Consider the following 23,771-nt stretch of genomic DNA (forward strand, 5'->3'; position numbering starts at 1 on the left):
TCGCAGCGATTTTGCGCTTGAAAATCAGTTTGAAACCATCTTAAAATCAACATAGTACTTATTTATGAGTTTATTAACCGTAGGATCTGTTGCATTCGATGCACTCGAAACACCTTTTGGAAAAACAGACAAAATTATTGGCGGGGCTGCCACTTACATCACACTAGCCGCATCTTATTTTACTAAAGAAAATAACCTGGTTGCCGTAGTCGGCGGTGATTTCCCGCAGGAAATGATTGGGCTGCTACAAGACCATGGCGTTAATACAGAAGGACTTGAAATTGTGCAGGACGGAAAAACATTCTTCTGGTCGGGCAAGTACCATGAAGATATGAACAGCCGCGATACCCTCATTACCGAGCTGAATGTGATGGAGCATTTCGATCCGATCATTCCGGCGTCTTACCAGGGAACCGAGTTTTTAATGTTGGGAAATACGGTCCCTGCGACTCAAAAACTAGTCATTGAAAGAATGTCGAAGCGCCCAAAGCTGATCATGCTCGATACCATGAACCTTTGGATGAACATTGCGCTGGAAGATCTGAAAGCGGTTTTGAAAATGGTGGATTTGATCACAATCAATGATGAGGAAGCACGCCAGCTTTCGGGAGAATATTCGCTGAGAAAAGCGGCGAAGAAAATCATGGAAATGGGGCCTAAGACATTGATTATCAAAAAAGGAGAACACGGAGCACTGTTGTTCCAGGACAATCGCATTTTCTTCGCACCTGCATTGCCGCTGGAAGAAGTGTTCGACCCGACTGGCGCAGGAGATACATTCGCGGGTGGATTTATCGGTTACCTTGCGAGCACCAATGATATTTCTTTTGAAAATATGAAAAGGGCCATCATTTATGGTTCCGCGATGGCTTCGTTTTGTGTGGAAAAATTTGGTACTGAGCGTCTTGTAAAACTTTCAAGAGAAGAGATCAATGCGCGGGTGCAGGATTTTGTGAATTTGTCGAGTTTCGAGATTCAGTAACATTGATTTTCCTAAGTTGAGATGAGCTTATCTTTTAAAAAAACCGGCATCCTGTTTCTCCTGATCACGTGTGCTTTGAATGTTGCTGCCCAGCAACATGCGCCGCTGCCCAAGTCTAAAAATAAAATTGTGGTCATCGCGCACCGGGGGAACCACGTCAATGTGCCTGAAAATACGCTGGCTTCCTACAAAGAGGCGATTAATTGTGGGGCGGATTATGTCGAGGTGGATTTGCGGACTACGAAAGACGGGCATCTGGTGGTTTTACATGATGCAACCGTCGACCGGACTACAAATGGCAGTGGCAAGATTGCGGCGATGACTTTTGAGGAAGTGGAGAAGTTGCAGGTATTTAACAAGAATAAAAGGCCACATCATATTCCTGAATTTCGGGAGGTTTTGGCGCTTTGCAAGGATAAGATCAACATTTACCTTGATTTCAAAGATGCAGACGTTGCTGAAACATTGAAGCAAATCAAGGCGGCGGGGATGGAGCATCAGGTGGTTGTTTACCTGAATAAAGAGTCTCAGTATAAAGAATGGAAAGATGCGGACCCAAAAATGCCGCTGATGACCAGTCTGCCAAAAGAAGTCACGAATAAAGAACATTTGCAGGCATTTCTGGAAAAATTACATGTCCAGGTTCTGGATAATGTTGCTGATCCTGAGCTTGTAAAAGCAGCTGAGGCGCACGGCATCGCTGTCTGGCTCGACGTGCAAAGCCCATCGGAAGGCCCGGCTTCGTGGAAAGCCACTTTGCAAAAAGGCGTTCATGGATTACAATCCGATAAACCCGCTGAACTCAGAGCATTTCTAAAAGAAGATCATTTGTAAAATATTCGTGTATCATTTGTGTATTCGTGGCAAAAAGGTTGATGCCACGAATGCACGAATCAAACACGAATTAATTTAAGATTCCAATCTGCACTTCCGTAATATTCCTCTCCGGATTTTCGAAGTCCATATTGATATATACCTCCCGGTTTTTGCCAGATAATGTCTTGTTCCCCGAAAAGATATCCGAAATCAGGGAGCCATAAACTTTCCCCAAACCATTCCAGTCCCCGAAAAGCTGCTCGGTGACACAGTTAAATTCTTCCAGGAATTTGGTCTTGAATTCCGAATTCAGGATTTTCTCCGATGGACTTACCGGCAGCGCGATCGTCAGCGAAAACACAGTTTCCGGATTTCCGTCGGCACCTTCATAAACCCAGTAAACCGGTCCGGTGATTTCCAGGTCATTGCGCACAGCCTCCTGGTAAATCTTGCGTGCCACGTGACGAACATGCTGCGACAGTTCTTTAAGCGAAGTTTTGGTTTCGAAAAACAAAACATGAATAGGGTGAATGGTCCTGATCAGCATTTGAATAAGTTTTTAGTTCTGATTCAAAATAAACTTGGCCTTATGACAACCCTATGTCAGTTGGTTTCAAATTATTTTTTGTGCTTCATTTTACGCACCGTTTTTTGCAGCCAGGGATAACTAATGTACAAAACTTTGGTAGCCCCAATCCCGACCGCCGCGCCCATTAACACATCGGCCGCCCAATGTTTGTTGTGCAAAATGCGGAGTGCTCCCACTGTGGTGGCAGTTCCATAACCCCCAATGCTGTAAAAAACACTGCGCTGGCCGTATTCTTCATGCAGAATCGTCGCATTGGTGAAAGCCGTGGTACTATGCCCCGACGGAAATGAATGATTGTCCTCGCCATTTGGCCTGGGATACTGGATGATTCTTTTCAGGCTATAAGTGATGCCTTGCGAGGCTACATTGCTTAGTATGGCGAGAATGACCTGATCGCCAAGCGAATGTTTGCCCTTGACCCCGGCAGCCGCCAATCCAAGACTCACCACACCCGGCGCATATTGCAAATAATCGTCGACGTTCGTATGAAAGTTGGGATACTGCGAAACAACATGCCGCTGCAACTGCCGGCTGATTTTCCCCTGGACAATTAGCCCAGCCAGCGCCAGCGACACCGGTGGTATCACGTCCCCGGCCTTGACGACCCATAATGTGGAGTCAGCTCCTTGCGCAAAAGTGGCAGGAGATGCCAGGCTGCACCAAAAGAGAAAACAGTAAAGTGGAAATTTGCTTAATTGGAAAATCATAGAATTGCCTCTTTCACACGCACGAGTTTTTGCAATAAACCTTCTAATTGATCCAGCGGGAGCATATTTGCGCCATCGGATTTTGCTTCTGACGGATTGAAATGCGTTTCAATAAAAAGCCCGTCGGCGCCTACCGCAATTGCTGCTTTTGCAATTGTCTCGATCAGTTTCGGTTTGCCACCGGTAACGCCGGAAGTTTGGTTGGGTTGTTGCAGCGAATGTGTACAATCCATCACGATCGGCACGCCAAATGCAGCCATTTCCGGCAAATTGCGGTAATCCACAACCAGATCGCCGTAGCCAAAGCTGTTTCCACGGTCGGTTAAAATCACCTGACAATCCGGATTTACCTCATGAATCTTTTCAGCGGCAAATTTCATCGAAGCGCCGGAAAGGAACTGGCCCTTCTTCACATTTACTGCTTTGCCGGTTTTGGCTGCTGCGGCCAGCAATTCCGTTTGCCTGCATAAGAATGCCGGGATTTGCAGAACATCCACATACTCAGCCGCGAAGGCAGCTTCATGCGATTCGTGAATATCTGTTACGACAGGTATACCAAATGTTTCGCGGACTTCCAGAAGTATTTTCAATGCTTTTTCATCGCCGATGCCTGTGAAAGAATCAATTTTTGTACGGTTTGCTTTACGGTAAGATCCTTTAAATATGTAAGGAATGCGAAGTTTTTCTGTGAGCGTTGAAATATGTTCGGCAATGCGCAACGCCATATCCCGTCCTTCGATGGCGCAGGGGCCGGCCATCAGGAAAAACAGGGGCGAATCGGTATTTTTTAAATCTGGGATGGAAAGCATAGCTGATGCGTGTGGACTGTTAAATGTTTCACGAATGTACATTTATCCGCAATGTTCTTCAGAGTATTGGCTGATTTTAGCTTTCATTGCCACGATAAGATATTGATTTTCTGCTTTTTTTTATTTGCATTACAGTGTCCGTAATAAAATGATAGGGCTAAAAAAATTTTGAAAAAGTGAACTGTATTATCTTTCTTTGTGGCGATTTTAACCAAAAAGTGAATATAAAATGTCAGCAATTGCAGAAAGAGTGAAGCAAATTATCGTCGAGAAACTCGGCGTTGAAGAGTCGGAGGTTACGCCGGAAGCAAACTTCCAGAACGACTTGGGAGCAGACTCTCTAGATACCGTTGAATTGATTATGGAGTTTGAAAAAGAATTCAATCTATCTATTCCTGACGATCAGGCAGAGAACATTGGCACTGTAGGCCAGGCTGTTGCATATCTGGAAGAAAACGTGAAGTAATTCGGTTTTTACACCAGTATCATCTTCTATTTCTGTCCCTATTTTATGAGTTTTAAGAGAGTTGTGATTACCGGGATGGGTGCATTAACGCCCATCGGAAATGATGTTTCTACCTTTTGGACAAATTTGGTGGCAGGTGTAAGCGGAGCAGCACCTATCACACATTTTAATGCTGAAAAATTTCGCACGCGCTTCGCCTGCGAGGTCAAAGGCTTAGACATCAACAACTACATCCCCCGCCAGGAGGCTCGTAAAATGGATCCGTTCACGCAATACGCTGTTATTGCTGCGGACGAAGCAATGAAAGACGCCGGCTTTGCCGAGGACTCCGTGGATCTCGACAAAGCCGGTGTAATTTGGGGTACCGGTATCGGCGGTCTCAAAACTTTCGAAGAGGAGGTAAGCAACTTTGCCACAAACGGCAACACACCCCGCTTCAATCCTTTCTTTATCCCCAAAATGATCGTGGACAGCGCATCAGGCGTTCTCTCGATCCGCTACGGTTTCCGGGGTCCCAACTACATTACAGTTTCTGCCTGCGCATCCGCGACCAATGCTTTGATCGATGCATTCAATTATATCAAATTGGGTATGATGAATGTCTGTATCTCAGGCGGTTCGGAAGCTGCGGTTACAATTGCCGGTGTGGGAGGGTTCAATGCATTGAAAGCACTTTCAGAAAGAAACGATTCGCCTGAAACAGCTTCCCGTCCCTACGATAAAGACCGTGACGGTTTTGTTTTGGGAGAAGGAGGTGCAGCGATCATCCTGGAAGAACTGGAACATGCAAAAGCCCGGGGTGCCAAAATTTACGCTGAAATGGTCGGTGCCGGAATGTCGTCAGACGCATACCACATTACAGCTCCCCATCCTGACGGGCTTGGCGCGCAGATCGTTATGAAAAATGCGGTCGAAAATGCCGGTATCAGGCCGGAAGACATTGACTACATTAATACGCACGGAACATCTACGCCAATCGGAGATCCGGGTGAAATCAAAGCGATTGAAAAGTTCTTCGGCGAACATGCTTACGAACTGAACATCAGCTCTACCAAATCCATGACTGGCCACTTGCTGGGCGGCGCGGGCGCTATCGAGGCCGCGGCCTGCGTGATGGCGATCCGGGATCAGATAGTACCTCCTACGATTAACCATTTTACTGACGATCCGGAAATTAATCCGAGATTGAAGCTTACATTTAATAAGGCTGAAAAACGGGAGATAAATTATGCACTGAGCAATACCTTTGGTTTTGGCGGACATAATGCATCAGTCATTTTCAAAAAGTATGAAGACTGATAAACTTTTCACCATTTGGCAAAGCGAATCTTAATACCGATACTTTCTCTTTTCAGGACCGGAAGTGCTGAGGACAAAAAATTCAAAGAGTCGATTGCACATGTGATCGGCGACCGTCCTTCCAATCTTGGGGTATATCAGCTTGCTTTTCGCCATACTTCGGCCTCCAAAGAGACTGCTATCAAAGGTTTTAGAGAATCCAATGAAAGATTGGAATATCTCGGGGATGCGGTTTTAGGAATGGTGGTGGCCGAATTTCTCTTCACAAAATATCCCTACAAAGACGAAGGTTTTCTGACCGAAATCCGCTCCCGGATTGTAAATAGAGAGTCTCTCAATCAAATTTCGCGGAAGTTAGGTCTTGATCATCTGATCGAGTATGATGGAAACCGACGCGGCATGTCGCCAAGATCTTCCATGTACGGCGACGCGCTTGAAGCATTTGTCGGCGCTATTTATCTTGATAAAGGTTTCAGGTTCACCCGCACTTTTATCATCAGCAAACTGATCACGCACTACGATCTGGACAGCATTATCCAAAACAATGCCAACTTCAAGAGTCTCATCATCGAGTGGGCACAGCGTGAAGGCAAGGAAATCCGCTTCGAGATTCTCGAAGAAAGAGGTACCCGCCATCACCGCGAATTCATTTCTCAGATCCTCGTCAACGACGAGCCTTTCGCTACCGGTAACGGTTTTACCAAAAAGAAAGCCGAACAATCCGCTTCCGAGCAAGCCTGCGCTATCCTCGAACTTCGCTAGTATTTATTGAAAATGCTTCTGTCTGGTACTTTTGGTACTAGTTAAGGTATCATTGTGTCAAAATTTCATTCGAAATATTATAAAAATACGGACATTTTGTCTGTATTTTTGTTTGAATTTCAAATTTCAAGACTTTTTGTCAGTTCAATCTTCCTTTTTGTAGCTGGGAACAAATGTTGTTGATTACCTCACGAACCGCAACGGTTAAAACTCTAAATCAAAAACATTAAAACTGATAAAACAATGAGCACGTTAGTCAAAACACATTTCGCAGGTCCATCTTATTTGAACGGATTTTTTGGTAAAGAACTTTTCAACGAATACAACACACCTGCTTTTTCAGGAAGTGTACCAGCTGTGAATGTTATTGAAAACCAGGAAGGTTTCCGCATTGAAGTGGCTGCACCAGGCCTTCAAAAAGGCGATTTTAAATTGAACCTGGAAAAAAACCAGCTGACCATTTCTGCACAAAAAGAAGTGAAAGAAGAAGAAAGCAACGAGAAGTACACCCGCAGGGAATTCAAGTACAACTCTTTCCAACGCACTTTCACTTTGCCTAACACCGTGGATGGCGATAAAATTGAAGCTACTTACAACGAAGGCGTTTTGAGTATTGCACTTCCGAAACGTGAAGAGGCGAAAGAAAAACCAGCCCGTTTGATTGAGATTGCTTAATCATCCGGATCCTATAAAGGGCGTTATTCAAAAGAATAGCGCCCTTTTTTATGAGGCCATTCATGTAAATCCCAATTTCGATTGGCAGGATATTTTAGTAAATTGGTAAATGAAATACCTTTGTTAAAATATGTTAAATGAGCCTGCTACGGGAATAACTTACTATTGGCTTTGCGTTATTTGTTCACCAAAAAAATAAAAACCCCAACATATGTCTATGAAAACGAATTGGAAAGGTTTAGTGTTGGTTGGGTTGATTTCCAGTGCATCAACTCTTGCCGGCTTTAAGCTGTTAAGTCCAGATAATGGTAAAGATGTAATTTTCAAGGAAGCCGGCCGTGAGCCTATCGCGCGCTTCACTTCCACAGGTTCGCCGGTAGGGGCGCCTGGCGATTTCGTATATGCTGCGGAGGCTACTACGCCTACCGTGGTGCACATTAAGTCTACTATCACACGCCAGCCTTCGCGCAGCCAGCAGCAGATTCCGGATATTTTCAGGGATTTTTTTGGTGATGATTTCGGCGGCGGATCACGCGGGCCACAATCTCAGGAAGCCGCTGGTTCGGGCGTAATTATTTCCAACGACGGCTATATTGTTACCAACAACCACGTGGTAGAAGGTGCGCAGGAATTGGAAGTTACTTTACATAACAAAGGCAAGTTCAGGGCGAAAGTGATTGGTACTGACCCTTCTACGGACATTGCTGTTATCAAAATCGAGGCAAAGGATCTTCCGGCAGTTGTACTGGGAAATTCTGATGCTGTAAAAGTGGGAGAATGGGTAGTAGCGGTTGGTAACCCTTTCAACCTGGAATCCACAGTAACTGCGGGTATTGTGAGCGCAAAAGGCCGCGGTCTTGGAATTATTGGTCAAAACAGCCGTCGTAATGGTGTTACACCTGCTTCTATGGCGGCCGGTGATTCTCCTCTTGAATCTTTTATCCAAACTGACGCGGTGGTAAACCCTGGAAACAGTGGTGGTGCGCTGGTTAATTTGAAAGGTGAGCTGATCGGTATCAATACGGCCATCGCAAGTCCGACAGGTAGCTTTGCTGGTTATGCATTTGCAGTTCCTTCGAGCATTGTGAAAAAAGTATCAAGTGACCTGATCAAATTCGGTAATGTGCAGCGTGGTTACCTGGGTATCCAGCTGGATGATCTGGACAGTAGAAAAGCCGAAGAATATGGCGTAAAAGTAAATGATGGCGTATATGTGCGTGAATTCACTGAAAACAGCGCTGCCAAAGCTGGTGGTGTTGCAAAAGGTGATGTGATCGTAAAAGTAGACGGCATGGATATTCACTCAGTTCCGGAATTGCAGCAGTCTATCGGCTTGCACAAGCCTGGCGATAAAGTGAACCTGACGGTCAACCGTGAAGGAAAAGAAAAAGACCTGAGCATTACATTGCGCAATCGTACCGGCGGTTCGGACATTCTGAAACGTGACGAAACTGCGGCGATCATGAATGCTTTGGGTGCACAATTCGGTAACCTGAGCGATACGGAAAAACAACGTTTGTCACGTTATAAAATCGATGGCGGCGTTAAAGTTTTGTCTATCGAAGGTGGCAAATTCGGCCGCTCACAAGTAGAGGAAGGCTTTATCATTACCAAAGTAAATGGCAAAGCTGTCAAAACGGTGAAGGATTTCGAAGCCGCGATCGCCGGAAAAGAAGAATCTATGGTGCAGTTTGAAGGACTTTATCCTGACGCGCCTTATGATGTTTATTCATTCGGTTTCAGGTTGTAAAATCTGAGATAGCATTTAAATAAATAGGGCTCCGATGTTTGCATCGGAGCCCTATTTATTTTTCTATTTACCTAAATCAAAGCAAGAATTTCAACTTAATCACCTCTTTCTCACTCAAAAAGCGCCACTTGCCGCGTGGTAAATCTTTTTTATTCAAACCTGCGAAAACAGTACGGTCCAGCTTCTGAACTTCGTAGCCTAAATGTTCGAACATCCGGCGTACGATGCGGTTGCGGCCGCTGTGGATTTCCAGACCAACAACCATCGCGTCGGGTGTGACGATGCCGACTTCATCAGGGCGGATAAAACCGTCTTCCAGTGCTACGCCAGCTTGCAGTAACTCAAAATCCTCTGTCGTAATCGGTTTGTCCAGTTCGGCCTGGTAGATTTTTTTGATCCCGCCCGACGGGTGCGTCAGCTTTTCAGCCAGTTCGCCATCATTGGTCAGGAGCAAAAGTCCGGTAGTATTTCTGTCAAGACGGCCCACAGGATAAACTCTCTCTGAACAAGCGCCAGCGATCAGATCCAAAACCGTTTTACGTTCTTCAGGATCGTCGGTGGTGGTAATGTAATCCTTTGGTTTGTTGATCAGGATATACACCATTTTCTCCCGGTTCAAAGCTTTCTTGCCATATTTCACTACGTCAGTCGGCTTAACCTTGTAGCCCATTTCAGTAATGGTTTTGCCATTTACAGAAATCTGGCCGGAAGAAATCAGTTCGTCGGCTTCACGGCGGGAGCAGATCCCCGCATTAGCAATGTACCGGTTAAGACGGATCTCGTCGCTTTCTTCTTTATTTTTCGGAGCACCTTTTTTCTCATAATCTGCGAGATTATATCTCGGCGCACTTTCAAATCTGCCCACCCTGCGGTCTAATCCGCTACGGTTTCCAGTTGCATCTTCCTCGTTTCTCGGCGCACGTTCTCTGCCCCCTGGCTCATCAGAATCCGCTATCTCATCTTTTTTTTTAAAAGCAGGCTTATCCCCGAAAGGTCTTCTCGACCCCAGCCTAACATTTTCTCTCGGCTTAAATTCTCTCGAATCGCCGCCTTTTTCAAAACGTGGTCTTTCAGGTCTGTCGCCAAATGATCTTCCTTCGCCTTGTCCCCGATCTTCACGTGGTTTAAATTCCCGCGAATCACCGCCTTTATCAAACCGAGATCTTTCCGGTCTGTCACCAAATGTTCTTCCTTCACCTGACCGACGGTCTTCGCGTGGTTTGAACTCTCTAGAATCGCCGCCTTTTTCAAAACGCGGTCTTTCAGGACGGTCGCCGAATGTTCTTCCTTCGTCCTGTCTGCGATCTTCGCGCGGCTTGAATTCCCTCGATTTGGATTCTTCGCGTGGCTTGAATTCTCTTGATCCAAATTCTTCACGCGGCTTGAATGTCTTAGCGTATCGGTCCGGCGTGCTTCTTCCCGAGTCTCTGCGGTCATCGCCGCCGCGGGAATCGCCTTCGCGTTTGAAAGGACGTGACGGACCGCGATCCGGTCTGTCTGATCCGAACTTGCGGAATTCAGGTTTGTCAAACCTGGGTCTTTCGTTTTTGGGTTTTTCGTGATCGAAGCTCGGGCGGGATTTCGGCGCCTTGTTGTCGGTTTGCCCGGTCACTCTCAGGCTGGACTTTTTGATGCTGGGTTTGCTGAAACGACTTTCTACTGCTGGTTTCGCTTTTTTGAAGGGGCTGCCGCCGCCGCCGGGAGTTGTTCTTTTTCTCATAGGAATGCAGTATCACTACTGGATTTAATTTCCTCTTACAATTTTGTGTAACTGATAGTGATTTAATGTAGCTGATTATTGGAATGCCACTAAAATCCCCTATCTAACGTATCTGATGATCAGAGTACTTGTGTTGAATATTAAAGGGCGCAAAGATACGCTTTTTTCGGGGTAAAATTTTTTGTTTCGTTTTATGTCAAAAGTGATAACCGAACGTTTATAAATACTATTGTAGAATGGCCGTTTTTAGGCTGTTTTGCGAGAATACCTTCACCTAATCCTTTAAATATGTCGTCTGAAGTACAGGTCCAGCCACTGTGGAAGCCCGGTAGAGCATTACTGGAACAATCCAATCTCAAAAAATTCATGGACTGGCTGTTCGTCAAAAAAGGCCTTTATTTCCGTTCATACGAAGATTTATGGGAATGGTCGGTGACAGATCTCGAAGATTTCTGGGAAAGTCTCTGGCATTATTTCAACATTAAATCCCACGATTTATACCTCGAAGTTTTACAAAGACCACAAAGCGGCCTGATCGGTACTAAATGGTTTACACGCGCTAAACTGAACTACGCGGAGCACATTTTCAGGAATAAAACCAAAGACCGGCCAGCTATTATTTTCCAAAACGAAAAATCGGAGCCCAAAGAAATTTCCTGGGAAACATTAGAAGAGGAAGTAGCTGCAATTGCAACCTGGCTCAAACAGCGCGGTATCAAGCCTGGCGACCGGGTAGCGGCAGTTTTGCCCAACATTCCGCAGGCTGTCACGGCTTTTCTGGCGACTAATGCAGTCGGCGCGATCTGGTCATCCTGTTCTCCTGATTTTGGCAAAAGAGCGATTTTAGAGCGTTTTGAGCAGATCGAGCCTAAAGTACTTTTTGTTGTGGACGGCTACACCTACAATGGTAAAACTTACGACATCACTTCATTTGCGCAAGAGTTATCCTACGCATTGCCTTCGGTGAAAGACACCGTTTTAATCAATAATATTTTCTCTGAAAACCGGCCCGAGCGGCTCACTTCCTGGGAAGATATCCTGCACATTCAAAACTTCGGGCTTGATTTTGAGCCAGTTGCATTCGATCACCCGATCTGGATATTATATTCTTCTGGAACAACCGCCCAGCCCAAAGCCATCACGCACGGCGTAGGCGGCTGTCTGATCGAGCACATGAAAGCATTGATGCTGCACCAGAATGTCAAGCCCGGCGACCGCTATTTTTGGTATTCGACCACCGGCTGGATGATGTGGAATTATGCATTGGGCTCAATGCTTTGCGGCGCTACCCTGGTGCTTTACGACGGCGCCCCGGCTTTTCCTTCCTCGCAAGTTTTATGGACTTTGGCGGAAAAGGCCAAAATCACGCATTTTGGCAGCGGCGCTGCTTATTTTATTGCCTCCATGAAAAGCGGCGTCAGCATTACCACCGAGCGGCTTTCACATTTGGAAACGTTGGGATCTACGGGTTCACCTTTGCCCGCAGAGGTTTATGAGTGGATTTACAAACAAGTCAAAAAAGACGTTTGGCTGATTTCACTAAGTGGCGGCACCGATGTTTGCAGCGCTTTCGTGGGCGGATGTCCCTTACTTCCGGTTTATGCCGGAGAAATTCAATGTCGGATGCTGGGCTGCAAAATCGAAGCATTTGATGCAAATGGTAAGCCCGTTTTAAATGAAATGGGTGAAATGGTCATTACCCAGCCGATGCCTTCGATGCCCGTTTTTTTCTGGAATGATGAAAATGACGAAAGATACCTCAGCAGCTATTTCGAAACCTACCCGAACATTTGGCGGCACGGCGACTGGATCAAGGTAACTACCAGAAAATCAGTGATCATCTACGGCCGCTCCGATGCAACATTGAACCGCGGCGGCGTGCGGATTGGGACAGCGGAAATTTACCGCGCGGTAGAAAGTATTCCGGATGTAAAAGACAGTCTTGCAGTTTATCTTGATAAAACCAGCGGCGAGGGTACCATTTCGCTTTTTGTGGTTTTGGGAAAAGATAAAATCCTGACAGACGAGCTGAAAAAGCACATTAAGGATGTTTTGCGGACAGAATACAGCCCGCGGCACGTCCCCGATACCATCGAGCAGGTAAATGACATTCCTTATACAATCAACGGGAAAAAAATGGAGGCGCCGATGAAACGGATCCTGATGGGCGAAGATCCGGCGAACTGCGTGAACCCAGATACAATGCGTAACCCGGAATCTTTGAAGGCATTTGTTTGAAAACCGGCTCGATTTAAAGTGACTTTTCAGGTAGGAATCAATCGCCTGTGCCACTTGCATTAGGCAATCAAAATCGTTTACTTCACGTTAGAGAAACATGCCCGACCGGCAGGTTTACTAAGTCCTTTAAAACTGACCAGTATGAGTCCAGATAAATCCGGTTCACCGATTCGGAATTCGAAATCGATCATTCGTCTCCCCATCATCATTGCCATCACATTAGCTGCCGGGGTTTTGCTGGGAAGCACGTTTTTCAGCGGTGGGCGCAAGCTTTCGGACGTAGCCAAGGGTTATGCCAAATACCGCGAAGTGTTGATGCTGGTCGAGAATAATTATGTCGATTCTGTGGATACCGATGAGCTGGTGGATTTTTCTATTTCCAAAATGCTTGAAAAGCTGGATCCGCACACAGCCTATTTCAATTCGGAAGAAGCAACAGCCGCGCGCTCACAGCTGGAATCTGGTTTTGATGGAATCGGCGTCGAATTCAACATTTATAATGATACGGTATATGTGGTTACGCCGCTGAGCGGAGGTCCGTCGGAAACCGTCGGGATCCAGAGCGGCGACCGGATTATTTCTGTAAATAAAGAAAACCTTTCAGGCCCCGGCGTCACTAATGCACAGGTTTACAAATTGTTAAGAGGAAAAAGAGGTACAAAAGTCGATTTGTCGATTGAAAGAGTGGGGCAGAAGGAGCGCATGAACTATGCCGTCGTACGTGACCGAATCCCGACTTATTCCGTGGACGCATCGTATATGGTGAACCAGGAAATTGGCTATATCAAAGTGAGCCGTTTTTCAGAAACCACATTTGACGAATTTAAATCAGCATTAAAAACCTTGAAAGCGGAGGGTCTTAAAAACCTGATCCTCGATTTGCGCGGAAATCCGGGCGGATACATGGAGCGTGCGACCAGCATGGCCGACGAATTTATAGCCGGAGATAAGCTGCTGGTGTACACCGAAGGCAAAGACAGCCGCTTCGACCGCAAGACGCGCTCGCACGTTGATGGCTTGTTTGAGCAGGGCCCGCTGATTGTTTTGGTGGATGAAGGAAGTGCGTCTGCATCGGAAATTCTCGCCGGCGCATTGCAGGATCACGATCGGGCGCTGGTTGTGGGAAGAAGATCTTACGGAAAAGGGTTGGTCCAAATGCCGATAAAATTGTCGGACGGTTCTGAGTTGCGCCTGACTATTTCAAGATACTACACGCCGAGCGGCCGCAGCATTCAAAAACCTTATGAAATGGGAAAAGGCGAAGATTACAGTCTGGATCTTTCGCACCGGTATGAAAGCGGCGAGCTTTTCAATGCGGATAGTATCAAGTTTGACAAAAGCAAAGTTTATAAAACCGACGGCGGCCGGGTCGTTTACGGCGGAGGTGGGATTACGCCGGATATTTTTGTTCCAAAAGATACTTTACTGAACAGCAAATACTTATTTGAGCTTTATTCCAAAAACATCATCCGCGAATATGCGCTCCGGTATGCAAATGAAAATCAGAAGAAGCTTGAAAAACAACCCTTTAAAGATTTCCTGCAAACATTCCAGGTAACAGACGCCATGCTATCCGATCTGGTAAAAGACGCTACAAAATCGGGGATCAAACCAAATGAAAAAGAGCTGGCACATTCCAAATCGCTGATCACTTCCCAAACCAAAGCCATTATTGGCCGGTATGTATGGGGAAGAAAACAGAAAAATGGCCTGAATAATGAAGTATTCCAGGTTCTGAATCAGACCGACAATGTGTATGCGCAGGCGGTTCAGCTTTTCAGTCAGGCGGCCCAGTTGGAAAAAGGTAAATTCAGTAGCCTGAACATCCCCAAAAACAAGTAGTATTTTCTGAACAGAACCACCACAAAATGTCCCGAATAGCATTGATTACCGGAGCAACCTCCGGCATTGGAAAAGCCACGGCAGAAATTTTCGCCGAAGCAGGAATCGACTTGATCCTTTGCGGCAGACGTAAAGAAAAGCTCGACGAAGTTGCCCAGGAATTATCCTCCAAGGTCACGGTTACCACGCTCATTTTTGATGTCAGGGATAAAGGTGCGGTGACCGCGATGATCGGCTCGCTGCCGGATGATTGGAAAAATATCGACATTCTGGTTAACAATGCGGGCAATGCGCATGGCCTGGGTTCTCTGGATGAAAGTGATACGGACGACTGGGATGCAATGATCGACGGCAATGTGAAGGGATTGCTGTATGTCTCCAAAGCCGTGATACCGCTGCTTCTGGAACGTGGAAAGGGTCATATTGTAAATATCAGCTCCATCGCTGGCAAACAAACTTACCCAAATGGCGTGGTTTACTGCGCCTCCAAAGCGGCAGTCGAAGTAGTGAGTGAAGGAATGCGCCTGGAACTGACCCAGCACGGCATTAAGGTAACCAATGTTGCTCCCGGCGCTGTCGAGACAGAATTTTCATTAGTAAGATTCAAAGGTGACGAAACCCGCGCCGAAAAAGTATATCAGGGCTTCGATCCCCTTCAAGCCGCCGACATTGCCGACGCTATTTTATACGCAGTAAACGCCCCTGACAGGGTTACAATTGCAGATATCACGATCCTGGCTGGCGCGCAGTCTGCGGCGACTACGATTCATCGGAAGTGATTGGTGTTTCATTTTCCACAATCCTCAAAATCAAATTCGGATCCGGGCAAAGAGCCAGGTAATGTGCCAGATCCTGCGTGCTGCTGACGCCGGGGAAGTCGCCGATGTAGTGGCCCATATCTTTGATGACCTGGAAATGCAGGTGCTGGGGCCAGTCGCCGTTTTCGGGGTAGGGACCGATGGTAGCGAGGGGCTGGCCGGCTTTGAAGGTTTTTCCCTTGTGAAGTCCGGTTAACGATGCCAGAGAAAGGTGGCCGTATAATGTAAAAAAGGTGATTCCTGCCAATTCGTGCTGCAAAATAATTGTCGGGCCGTAATCGCCGTAATGATCATTGAATGCAAAGCTGTGGACGATGCCGTCGAGCGGGGCGTAAATTGGCTCACCAGCTGCTGCCCAGATATCGGTACCCAGGTGAATGCTCCTCGGGTTCTCCAAATCCTGTGAAAAATGTTTGCGCTGCCGGTAAATGATCCGGTCCTCACCATAGCCGCCGATACCGATTGCGGTATTATCTGCCAGCATTTCTTTAAAAACATAATCCGCGAAATCTGTGGTTTCAGTGAGGTTTCGATTGACGAGATCCAGATTATTGGCAGTAAAATCGAGCTTTTTAAAAGGCTTTTTACTTCTGATAATCCGCTCAAAGCCTGCATGTTCGGCCAGAATTTTTTCAAGCATAGGTATGTGTTGTTATAAAAAATGCCGGATGTAATGTCCGGCATTTTGTGTGATTTTTATTTTGGGTCCAGCGCCAGTTTGATCCTTTGCAAAACATCCTGCAAATGATACTTCGTAATCTTATCGGTGCTTTTTGCGATCGCGCCGGGCAATGCTGCTTTTAAAGTTTCCAAATGCGCCCGCGCAACCGATGGCAAATCCGTTTTTTCCAACTCAACAACCCGGGTTGAAAAACCATACGTGATTCCCACCGGGATGGACTGCACATTCGCTTTGCCCGGTTTCAACATATCCATCAGCTTTTCCGCGTAGACTTTCTGCAAGTTCCGGCGATACAGGTCAATGCTTTTTCCAGCCTTCACTTCCGACCAGATCCCACTTTCCAGATCTGTGAAGAGATCGTCCAAAGTGAAATTTTTAGCAGTCACGCCAGTTTCCATCAGGCGCACCGCACGGTCTCCGGCAAACAAAGAAGTTAATGCATATTCCTGCAAGGCTTTCACCGCCTCGACGCCGGTTTCAGGTTTGATTTTATCCAGAATATTTTGGTCTAAAAGCCAGACCGGCGTTTTAAATAATTGATTATTCAGAAATGCAACTGCTTCTTTCTGAGTAGTTTTTGGTACGGCCGTGAATTCCGGACCTTCCATATCGTAGGTAACCGGGGTGTCGTAAATCCCGCCCACATTTTTAATCACATGCCCGAGATAGCGGCGGTATTGCGAGACAACATTGGCATAAATTTCATCCAGCTCTTTATAACTTTCCCCATCCTCACGGCTCCACTCTATCAGGTTTGGCAAAATTCTTTTCAGGTTCTTAATCCCATATTCCGACGCTTTCATCGCATTGTCGCTCAAATCTTCTGTCTGATAACGAGGATCATACGGGCTGATTTCCGTCCCAAAATGCAGGCGGTTGTCCTTATAAGCCTCTTTGGTCATCGTGTTCAAAATCGCCTTTTCTGCATCGGTACTCGGCGCTTCCGGGAAATTGCTGTAACCCCACTGGATGGCCCACTTGTCGTAATCGCCGATTCTTGGGAAAAGATTGGTGATACCATCTTCCGGCTGCGCAACATAATTGAACCGCGCATAATCCATGATCGACGAGGTATGTCCATGTTCTTCTACCCAGGTTTTATCACGCAATTTTTCAACCGGCGTCGCCGAGCTGGCACCCATATTGTGCCGTAAGCCGAGCGTATGACCTATTTCGTGCGAAGAAACAAACCGTACCAGCTGGCCCATTAACTCGTCGTCAAACTTCTTTTTACGTGCATTCGGGTCCACTGCGGCGGCCTGGATAATGTACCAGTTACGCAGCAGGCGCATCACATTGTGGTACCAGCCAATGTGGCTTTCGAGGATTTCACCGCTTCTCGGATCGTGTACATTCGGGCCGTACGCATTCTGAATGTCGGCCGCGAAATAGCGGATCACCGAGTAGCGCGCATCTTCCAGGCTCATCGTCGTGTCGCTCTCAGGCCAGTATTCGCCGCGGATGGCATTTTTCCAGCCCGCTTTTTCGAAGGCAACCTGCCAGTCGTCCACGCCCAGTTTCAGGTATTTGCGCCATTTTTCTGGTGTTGCCGGATCAATGTAATATACAATCGGTTTTTTCGGCTCGATCAATTCCCCGTTTTTCTGACGTTTTGCATCTTCCTCATTTTTAGGCTCCAAACGCCATCTTACCGCAAAAACCTCGGTATCCGATCGCTGCGATTCTTCTCCGAAAACAGCATATTGATTGGCAAAAAATCCCACCCGGCTGTCAAAAATCCTTTTCCGCATCGGTTTTTTAGGCAGCAAAATCAGCGAGGTATTCATTTCAAAAGTAACCACGCCGGCGTCCAGGCCTGACGGCAAATACTGGCCGATTTGCGGAGCAGGTGAGGGAGACAGAAGCTGCGGCGTAACATTAAATGTCTTTACCGTCCGGATTTCTGTATTTATTGGAAAGGTTTTAATCTTTTCAATGTAGGAAGCTTCTTTCTTGAAACCGCTCAATTTTAACAGCTGTTTGTTCACCGAACTGAGTGAAAAAACCTGATTGTCAGCATTAAAAAAGTCGGTAACCTCAATCACCGAAGCTTTTGTATCGGGTGCTTTCTTCACCGCTTTGATATCAAAAACGCCAATAATCGGATCGGAATTGGAATTTTTGACAGCCTGAAAAATGGGCTTCGTACTATCCGCACTGGTCATCACGACGGTTACCGAGCGCAAAAGCAGGTTGTTGTCCAGGCCTTTTTCAAAACGGATCATTTGCCGGTTTACTTCCTCACCTCCGAAAATTCCGCCGCCCGCCGCCGTTTTGGAATAGCGCGTCACAGCCATAATATCCTGATTCAAAAGCGAATCCGGGATTTCGAAATACCATTTATCGTCCATTTTGTGGACCGAGATCATGCCCTTCTGACTTACTGCGCTGGTATCAATCAGGTCTTTAAAGGCTTTCGGACTCTTCTTTTTGTCGTCTTTTAATTTGTCCTTCACGGCCGTAGCCATCGCGTCGACCGCCTTTTCAATTTTTACGTCTTCTTGTTTTTCTTTCTTTTTTTTCCTCTGGGCGTGCGCCTCATTCATGTACACGAGCGCCAGTCCCGTCAGAAGAAGGTAGCGGAATAATCTCATAAAGCTTAATTAATTGGTAAGATAAAAGGAACCTGATATAGGGAATACATGCTTGAAATTTAAGAAAAAAAGCGCATTTATTGGGCCATAAGTTCGGAGAGAACACCTTCTTTCAACGCATAGCTGGACACTTGTATATGGTTGATATTGTAAGTTTTAAGCACATAATCGATAAGACAAACTGCAACTACGATCATATCCACACGCAGTTCGATCATGCCGGGGATTTGAAGGCGCTCATCGTGGTTACCGGATAAGATTAATGCAAAAGCCCGGTAAAATTCTGTGTAAGGAATGGTAAAATCGGTTTGTGATTTTGGCGCCCAGGTATTTTCGCGGTATTGAAAGTCCATGTCGACCAATGTATCAAAGGAACCGGAGGAGCCGACCAGTTTCTGCGGTGCATATTGATGCACCGCATTGGCCAGCGGAATCAGGTTTTCTTCAAAATAATTATAGAGGCTTTTGCGGTCGCTTTGGGAAAGCGGATCGTGGCGCATGAATTTTTCCATCAGCCGCTGGCCGCCGATTTCAAAGCTTTGTTTCCAGAAAATCTGCGACTGGTTTCCAATAATAAATTCCACGCTGCCGCCGCCGATATCCATGATCAGCGAAGCTTCGTCGCCGATATCTGCGCCTGCTTTTACACCTTTATAAATGTATTCCGCCTCACGGTTTCCGTCGATCACATTGATTTTAATGCCCGTCTTTTCTAATATTTCTCGGCAAAAATCCTGCTGATTTTCCGCATTACGGATCGCACTGGTTCCAAAGGCAAATGTATTTTCCGCCTCTACGCCATATAGATCGAGTTTTTCCCTGAAAAATAAGAGTACCGCGACAGCTCGTTCAAATGCTTCCGGCGTGATAATTTTTCGGTTGATCCCGCCCATACCGATCCTGGCCGGCCGGCTTTCGTGAAATAAATGTGTGAAACCGGTCTCGTGTTTTTCCACGATTAGCAGGTGAAAGGTGTTTGTACCTAAGTCTATAATTCCCAGTTTCGAGCTCATAGCGGGCTTTTATTCTCTTGATAATATGGTTTTCAAGCCGGTGTTTGCAAAAATAACCTAAAAATGATCAGTTGTCTCTTGATTTTCTGTTTGATATCACGTTTCTTTGCAGTCCGAATTTTCAGAAATCCAATTCAAAGAACATTATAATTTATAAGCATGCTTATTATCAACATTAAAGACAACGAATCGATTGATCGCGCTCTTAAGCGTTACAAGAAAAAATTTGAAAGAACTGGTACAATGCGTCAGCTTCGTGCCCGTACAGCTTTCGAAAAACCTTCTGTAAGACGTCGTTTCGAAGTTTTGCGTGCAGTTTACAAGGAAAAAACTTACGGTCATCTAGAAGACTAGTTCTTAGGAGTGGTTTTCTGAATATTCTGCAGGATCATTGTATCCATATTGAAAAAGAGCTGTCTTGTACCGGACAGCTCTTTTTTGTATGTTTCAGGCATGATCGCCAAGTTCCTGGAATTTTTAAAGTTTGAGAAAAGGGCCAGCGTCCACACTGTCAAATCCTACGAGACAGACCTGGACCAGTTTCAGAAATACCTGCAATTCCAATATGAATGTACAGCCCCTGAGAAAGCGACGTCTGTCATGCTGCGGTCGTGGGTGGTAAGCTTGATGGAAGAAGGCTTAAATCCATCTTCTGTTAATCGTAAAATCGCCTCGCTTCGTGCATTCTACGGTTTTTTAAGACGAAAAAACCTGATCGAAAAAGACCCCACCAAAATTCTTTCTGCATTAAAAACCCGGAAAAAGCTGCCTGCTTTTGTGGAGGAAAAATCCATGGAGCTGCTCTTTGACGGCAGTCTTTTTACCGAAGATTTCCAGGGGATCCGCGATAAAGTGATCCTCGAAATGCTTTACGGCACGGGCATCCGCCTCGCTGAGTTAATTGATCTGGACATTTCAAATGTTGACCTTATCGGAAGAACAATCCGCGTTTTTGGAAAAAGAGCGAAGGAGCGGATCGTGCCCATATCTTCGTCGCTGGTGACATTGCTGCGCGCGTATCTGGAACAAAGATCGCCGGAAGAAGATACGAAAAGCCTGATTATCACCGATTCCGGGAAGGCGGCATACCCTGTGTTTGTTCAGCGGGTGGTTAAAAAATACCTTTCGGCTGTGACGACACTTTCCCAAAAGAGCCCGCACGTGCTCCGGCACACTTATGCTACACATTTACTAAACCGGGGCGCAGACCTCAATGCTATCAAGGAACTGCTCGGGCATGCCAATCTTGCAGCCACCCAGATTTACACGCACAACTCGATTGAAAAGCTTAAAAAAACGCATCAGCAGGCGCATCCAAAGGCCTGAAAGCCATTTTTAAAGAGTATATTTGAAATCCCAAAGATAATTTCGTCACTCCATTATGAATAATAGTTTCCAGGACGCAGTTGTAACGAAGTACAATATTTTTAATAGCCTTTTTTTGAGTTTGCCCTATCGTGGCGTATTTCAGACGGGCTCGTTACTTCCTATACTTACCCAGCAAAGTGAGATCGGGTTCCAGGAAGGGAAGTCTCCGAAGGAGATTATGGAACATTTTTTTTCCGAATTGCTGGAAACTGCCTCACCCAAAGAGCGCACCGATTTACTTTTTCAATTTATCCAATACATTGAAAGACAGGTTGTTTTATTTGATTCCGTAGAAGACGCGGCTTTTGATCAGACCCACGATCTCAGCGGAAAAGGTTCTGTTACTTACCTGACCGAAAGGCTGGACAGTGATGACCTGAAAAAGAAACTCCTCACCAAGCTGGAAGATTACAGCGTCCGGATCGTGTTGACGGCGCATCCTACCCAGTTTTATTCCGGAAAGGTTTTAGGAATTATCAATGATTTGGAGGACGCGATCAGGATAAACGATTTTACGGAAGTCAATCAACTGCTGCTTCAACTCGGTAAAACAGCATTTATTAACCACGAAAAACCGACGCCTTTTGACGAGGCGGTGAGTTTGTGCTGGTTCCTCGAAAATGTATACTACGACGCCATCCCGGCGATCATGGAAAAACTGATCAACGGGCTGGGAATGAGCGTGCATAACTGGCCTTATCCGAATGTTTTCAGGCTGGGTTTCTGGCCTGGCGGCGACCGCGATGGTAACCCGTTTGTGAACCCGGAAATTACCTTGAAGGTAGCGGACAGGCTGCGCGAAACGGTTTTGAGAGGTTATTACCGCGATATCCGCACATTGAAACGCAGGTTGACCTTCAAAGGGGTAGATGAGGCGATTTCGCTGGCGGAGAAAAAGATGAACAGCACCATTTTCGGGCCTTTTGAACAAGGTTATGAAAGTGCGCAGGAGCTGATAGAGGAATTACTCAATGCGCGGGAAGTACTGGTAACCAAGCACCAAGGCTTGTTTGTAGAGCTGCTGGACAATTTTATCCTGAAACTCAATCTGTTCGGGTTCTTTTTTGCGAGCTTGGACGTGCGCCAGGATAGCCGTAAGCATGCGAAAGCCTGGGAAGATATTCTCAAAAGGCTGGAAAAGAAGATCCCACTCCTGAAATATAGTGATTACGAAGGCTGGGACGAGGCGAAGAAAATCGAGCTGCTGCTTTCACTCAACATTCCGCTCCGTGACGAAGATTATGAAGACGAGCTGACCAAAGATATTCTCGGCTCGATCCGGGCAATCAAAACCATTCAGGAAAAAAATGGCGAAAAAGGCGCTCACCGATATGTGATCAGCAATAATACTTCTGCGCTGAATGTGATGCAGGTGCTGGCGCTGGCCAAAAACCTGATCGCTGACGAAAATGGCAAGCTGGCCGTGGATGTGGTGCCGCTTTTTGAAACGGTGGACGATCTCGCGAATGCGCCGGAGATCATGCGTACATTATATAACAACGAATTTTACCGGTCACACCTGGCAAACCGCGAAAACCACCAGACGATTATGGTGGGCTTTTCAGATGGTACCAAAGACGGTGGTTACCTGCGGGCAAACTGGTCTATTTACAGAGCAAAGGAAGAGCTGACGAAAGTTTCGAGGGAGTTTGGCATCAAAGTCACATTCTTCGATGGCCGTGGCGGACCTCCGGCTCGTGGCGGTGGCAATAACCACAGTTTTTACTCATCGCTGGGAAGTGATATAGAGGATAAAGAAATTCAGTTAACTGTTCAGGGACAGACGATTAGTTCTAATTACGGAACAGTTACCACGGCAATGTATAACCTGGAAAGATTGTTCTCGGCAGGTCTGGAAAATCATTTGTTCCGCGGAAACCGTGCAGAAGATGAGCTGACAGAAGACGATAAAGTTTTGATTGAGGAAATGGCGGAGGCGGCTTACAACTCCTACCTCGACCTCAAAAATCACCCGAAATTTGTCCAGTATCTCGATAAAAAAACGCCGCTGCGTTTTTATGGACAAACCAACATTGGCAGCCGCCCGACAAAGCGCGGGAATGATGATGAGGGATTGAAATTTGAAGATCTCCGGGCGATACCTTTTGTCGGTTCGTGGGCGCAGATGAAGCAGAATGTTCCCGGATTTTACGGTTTTGGGACGGCGATTAAGCAGATTGGCGAAAACGGTAAGATTGACGCAATCAAGGAGTTATACAAACGCTCGCTGTTTTTCCGCACATTGATCGAAAACTCCATGCAATCATTGACGAAGGCATTTTTCCCGGCGACAAAATACCTGCGTGATGATGAGGATTACAAAGAGTTTTGGGACAAAATGTATGACGAGTTCTTACTGACCCGTGATCTTTTGCTCGATGTTGCAGGGCAAAAAGAGCTGCTGGAAAGTAACAATGTTACCAAGGTTTCGATCAAAACACGGGAGCGGATCGTGTTGCCGCTTATTACGATCCAGCAATATGCGCTGCAAATGCTGGCGATGGACCCGAAAGAGCTTCCGGTAGATGTGGAAACATACAACCAGCTGATCATCAGGGCTATGTTTGGTATTATTAATGCAGCGAGGAACTCGGCTTAGTACTGTAGATAAGGTTATTTTCAGGGCACCGGTGTTTATCGC

At 46.3% G+C, this 23,771-nt stretch carries 20 protein-coding genes; 13 read left to right on the plus strand and 7 right to left on the minus strand.

The genetic code is table 11. The features are described from left to right. Positions 1 to 64 precede the first annotated feature (64 nt). Together FEN17_RS11070 and FEN17_RS11075 are read left to right on the plus strand one after the other, a co-directional pair. Entirely contained in the window at positions 65 to 982 is a 918-nt protein-coding gene (locus tag FEN17_RS11070; protein ID WP_138365431.1) for a PfkB family carbohydrate kinase, read from the plus strand. 21 nt (positions 983 to 1,003) lie between these two features. Beyond that, the gene (locus tag FEN17_RS11075; RefSeq protein ID WP_138365432.1) at positions 1,004 to 1,816 is read left to right on the plus strand and encodes a glycerophosphodiester phosphodiesterase family protein; all 813 of its coding nucleotides are present in this window, start codon (positions 1,004 to 1,006) and stop codon (positions 1,814 to 1,816) included. A 70-nt stretch (positions 1,817 to 1,886) separates the two neighbouring features. On the opposite strand, the gene FEN17_RS11080 is transcribed toward FEN17_RS11075, so the two are convergent. From FEN17_RS11080 to kdsA, 3 genes are all read right to left on the minus strand, one after another. After that, on the minus strand, positions 1,887 to 2,345 hold the full coding sequence (locus FEN17_RS11080) for a GyrI-like domain-containing protein (protein ID WP_138365433.1): 459 nt from the start codon (positions 2,343 to 2,345) through the stop codon (positions 1,887 to 1,889). 71 nt (positions 2,346 to 2,416) lie between these two features. Next, positions 2,417 to 3,094: a phosphatase PAP2 family protein gene (locus FEN17_RS11085; RefSeq protein ID WP_138365434.1), complete on the minus strand. Its 678-nt coding sequence runs from the start codon at positions 3,092 to 3,094 to the stop codon at positions 2,417 to 2,419. Next, positions 3,091 to 3,903: a 3-deoxy-8-phosphooctulonate synthase gene (kdsA, locus tag FEN17_RS11090; protein ID WP_138365435.1), complete on the minus strand. Its 813-nt coding sequence runs from the start codon at positions 3,901 to 3,903 to the stop codon at positions 3,091 to 3,093. Before kdsA ends, FEN17_RS11085 begins: the two co-directional genes overlap by 4 nt. Before the next feature lie 229 nt (positions 3,904 to 4,132). Between kdsA and FEN17_RS11095 the strand changes: the two genes are divergently transcribed. The 5 genes from FEN17_RS11095 (at position 4,133) to FEN17_RS11115 (ending at position 8,855) form a co-directional block, all read left to right on the plus strand. Beyond that, positions 4,133 to 4,369 (plus strand): acyl carrier protein, encoded by a 237-nt coding sequence (locus tag FEN17_RS11095; RefSeq protein WP_015813362.1) that lies wholly within the window; start codon positions 4,133 to 4,135, stop codon positions 4,367 to 4,369. Positions 4,370 to 4,414: 45 nt separating this feature from the next. Next, a complete protein-coding gene (gene fabF, locus FEN17_RS11100; RefSeq protein WP_138365436.1) occupies positions 4,415 to 5,668 on the plus strand; it encodes a beta-ketoacyl-ACP synthase II in 1,254 nt (417 codons plus the stop codon). Between the two features lie 15 nt (positions 5,669 to 5,683). Further along, a complete protein-coding gene (rnc, locus tag FEN17_RS11105) occupies positions 5,684 to 6,430 on the plus strand; it encodes a ribonuclease III (protein WP_138365437.1) in 747 nt (248 codons plus the stop codon). Between the two features lie 243 nt (positions 6,431 to 6,673). Continuing rightward, complete coding sequence (locus FEN17_RS11110) at positions 6,674 to 7,105, plus strand: Hsp20/alpha crystallin family protein (protein ID WP_138365438.1); 432 nt, start codon at positions 6,674 to 6,676, stop codon at positions 7,103 to 7,105. Positions 7,106 to 7,322: 217 nt separating this feature from the next. After that, entirely contained in the window at positions 7,323 to 8,855 is a 1,533-nt protein-coding gene (locus FEN17_RS11115) for a Do family serine endopeptidase (protein ID WP_138365439.1), read from the plus strand. Positions 8,856 to 8,931: 76 nt separating this feature from the next. Here the strand turns inward: FEN17_RS11115 and FEN17_RS11120 are convergent, their stop codons facing one another. Beyond that, positions 8,932 to 10,575 (minus strand): pseudouridine synthase, encoded by a 1,644-nt coding sequence (locus tag FEN17_RS11120; protein ID WP_138365440.1) that lies wholly within the window; start codon positions 10,573 to 10,575, stop codon positions 8,932 to 8,934. A 288-nt stretch (positions 10,576 to 10,863) separates the two neighbouring features. Between FEN17_RS11120 and FEN17_RS11125 the strand changes: the two genes are divergently transcribed. From FEN17_RS11125 to FEN17_RS11135, 3 genes are all read left to right on the plus strand, one after another. After that, on the plus strand, positions 10,864 to 12,813 hold the full coding sequence (locus FEN17_RS11125) for an acetoacetate--CoA ligase (RefSeq protein WP_138365441.1): 1,950 nt from the start codon (positions 10,864 to 10,866) through the stop codon (positions 12,811 to 12,813). A 141-nt stretch (positions 12,814 to 12,954) separates the two neighbouring features. Continuing rightward, positions 12,955 to 14,655 carry a S41 family peptidase gene (locus tag FEN17_RS11130; RefSeq protein ID WP_138365442.1) on the plus strand — a complete coding sequence of 567 codons (1,701 nt, stop codon included), beginning with the start codon at positions 12,955 to 12,957 and terminating at the stop codon, positions 14,653 to 14,655. A gap of 26 nt (positions 14,656 to 14,681) precedes the next feature. Beyond that, entirely contained in the window at positions 14,682 to 15,434 is a 753-nt protein-coding gene (locus FEN17_RS11135) for an SDR family NAD(P)-dependent oxidoreductase (RefSeq protein ID WP_138365443.1), read from the plus strand. Here FEN17_RS11135 and FEN17_RS11140 read toward each other — a convergent pair. From FEN17_RS11140 to FEN17_RS11150, 3 genes are all read right to left on the minus strand, one after another. Further along, positions 15,415 to 16,113: a peptidoglycan DD-metalloendopeptidase family protein gene (locus tag FEN17_RS11140; protein WP_138365444.1), complete on the minus strand. Its 699-nt coding sequence runs from the start codon at positions 16,111 to 16,113 to the stop codon at positions 15,415 to 15,417. The two genes, FEN17_RS11135 and FEN17_RS11140, sit on opposite strands and share 20 nt — an antisense overlap. Positions 16,114 to 16,169: 56 nt before the next feature. Next, entirely contained in the window at positions 16,170 to 18,749 is a 2,580-nt protein-coding gene (locus tag FEN17_RS11145) for a zinc-dependent metalloprotease (RefSeq protein ID WP_138365445.1), read from the minus strand. A 77-nt stretch (positions 18,750 to 18,826) separates the two neighbouring features. Further along, positions 18,827 to 19,762 carry a Ppx/GppA phosphatase family protein gene (locus FEN17_RS11150; protein WP_138365446.1) on the minus strand — a complete coding sequence of 312 codons (936 nt, stop codon included), beginning with the start codon at positions 19,760 to 19,762 and terminating at the stop codon, positions 18,827 to 18,829. Between the two features lie 159 nt (positions 19,763 to 19,921). Between FEN17_RS11150 and rpsU the strand changes: the two genes are divergently transcribed. From rpsU to FEN17_RS11165, 3 genes are all read left to right on the plus strand, one after another. Beyond that, positions 19,922 to 20,116, plus strand: a complete 195-nt coding sequence (rpsU, locus tag FEN17_RS11155) for a 30S ribosomal protein S21 (protein WP_026629542.1) — start codon at positions 19,922 to 19,924, stop codon at positions 20,114 to 20,116. Positions 20,117 to 20,215: 99 nt separating this feature from the next. Continuing rightward, positions 20,216 to 21,088, plus strand: a complete 873-nt coding sequence (locus tag FEN17_RS11160; RefSeq protein WP_138365447.1) for a tyrosine-type recombinase/integrase — start codon at positions 20,216 to 20,218, stop codon at positions 21,086 to 21,088. A 55-nt stretch (positions 21,089 to 21,143) separates the two neighbouring features. Continuing rightward, entirely contained in the window at positions 21,144 to 23,729 is a 2,586-nt protein-coding gene (locus FEN17_RS11165) for a phosphoenolpyruvate carboxylase (protein WP_138365448.1), read from the plus strand. The last annotated feature ends 42 nt before the right edge of the window (positions 23,730 to 23,771 follow it).

The organism is Dyadobacter luticola (genome assembly GCF_005860805.1).
GTDB classification, from domain to species: Bacteria; Bacteroidota; Bacteroidia; order Cytophagales; family Spirosomataceae; genus Dyadobacter; species Dyadobacter luticola.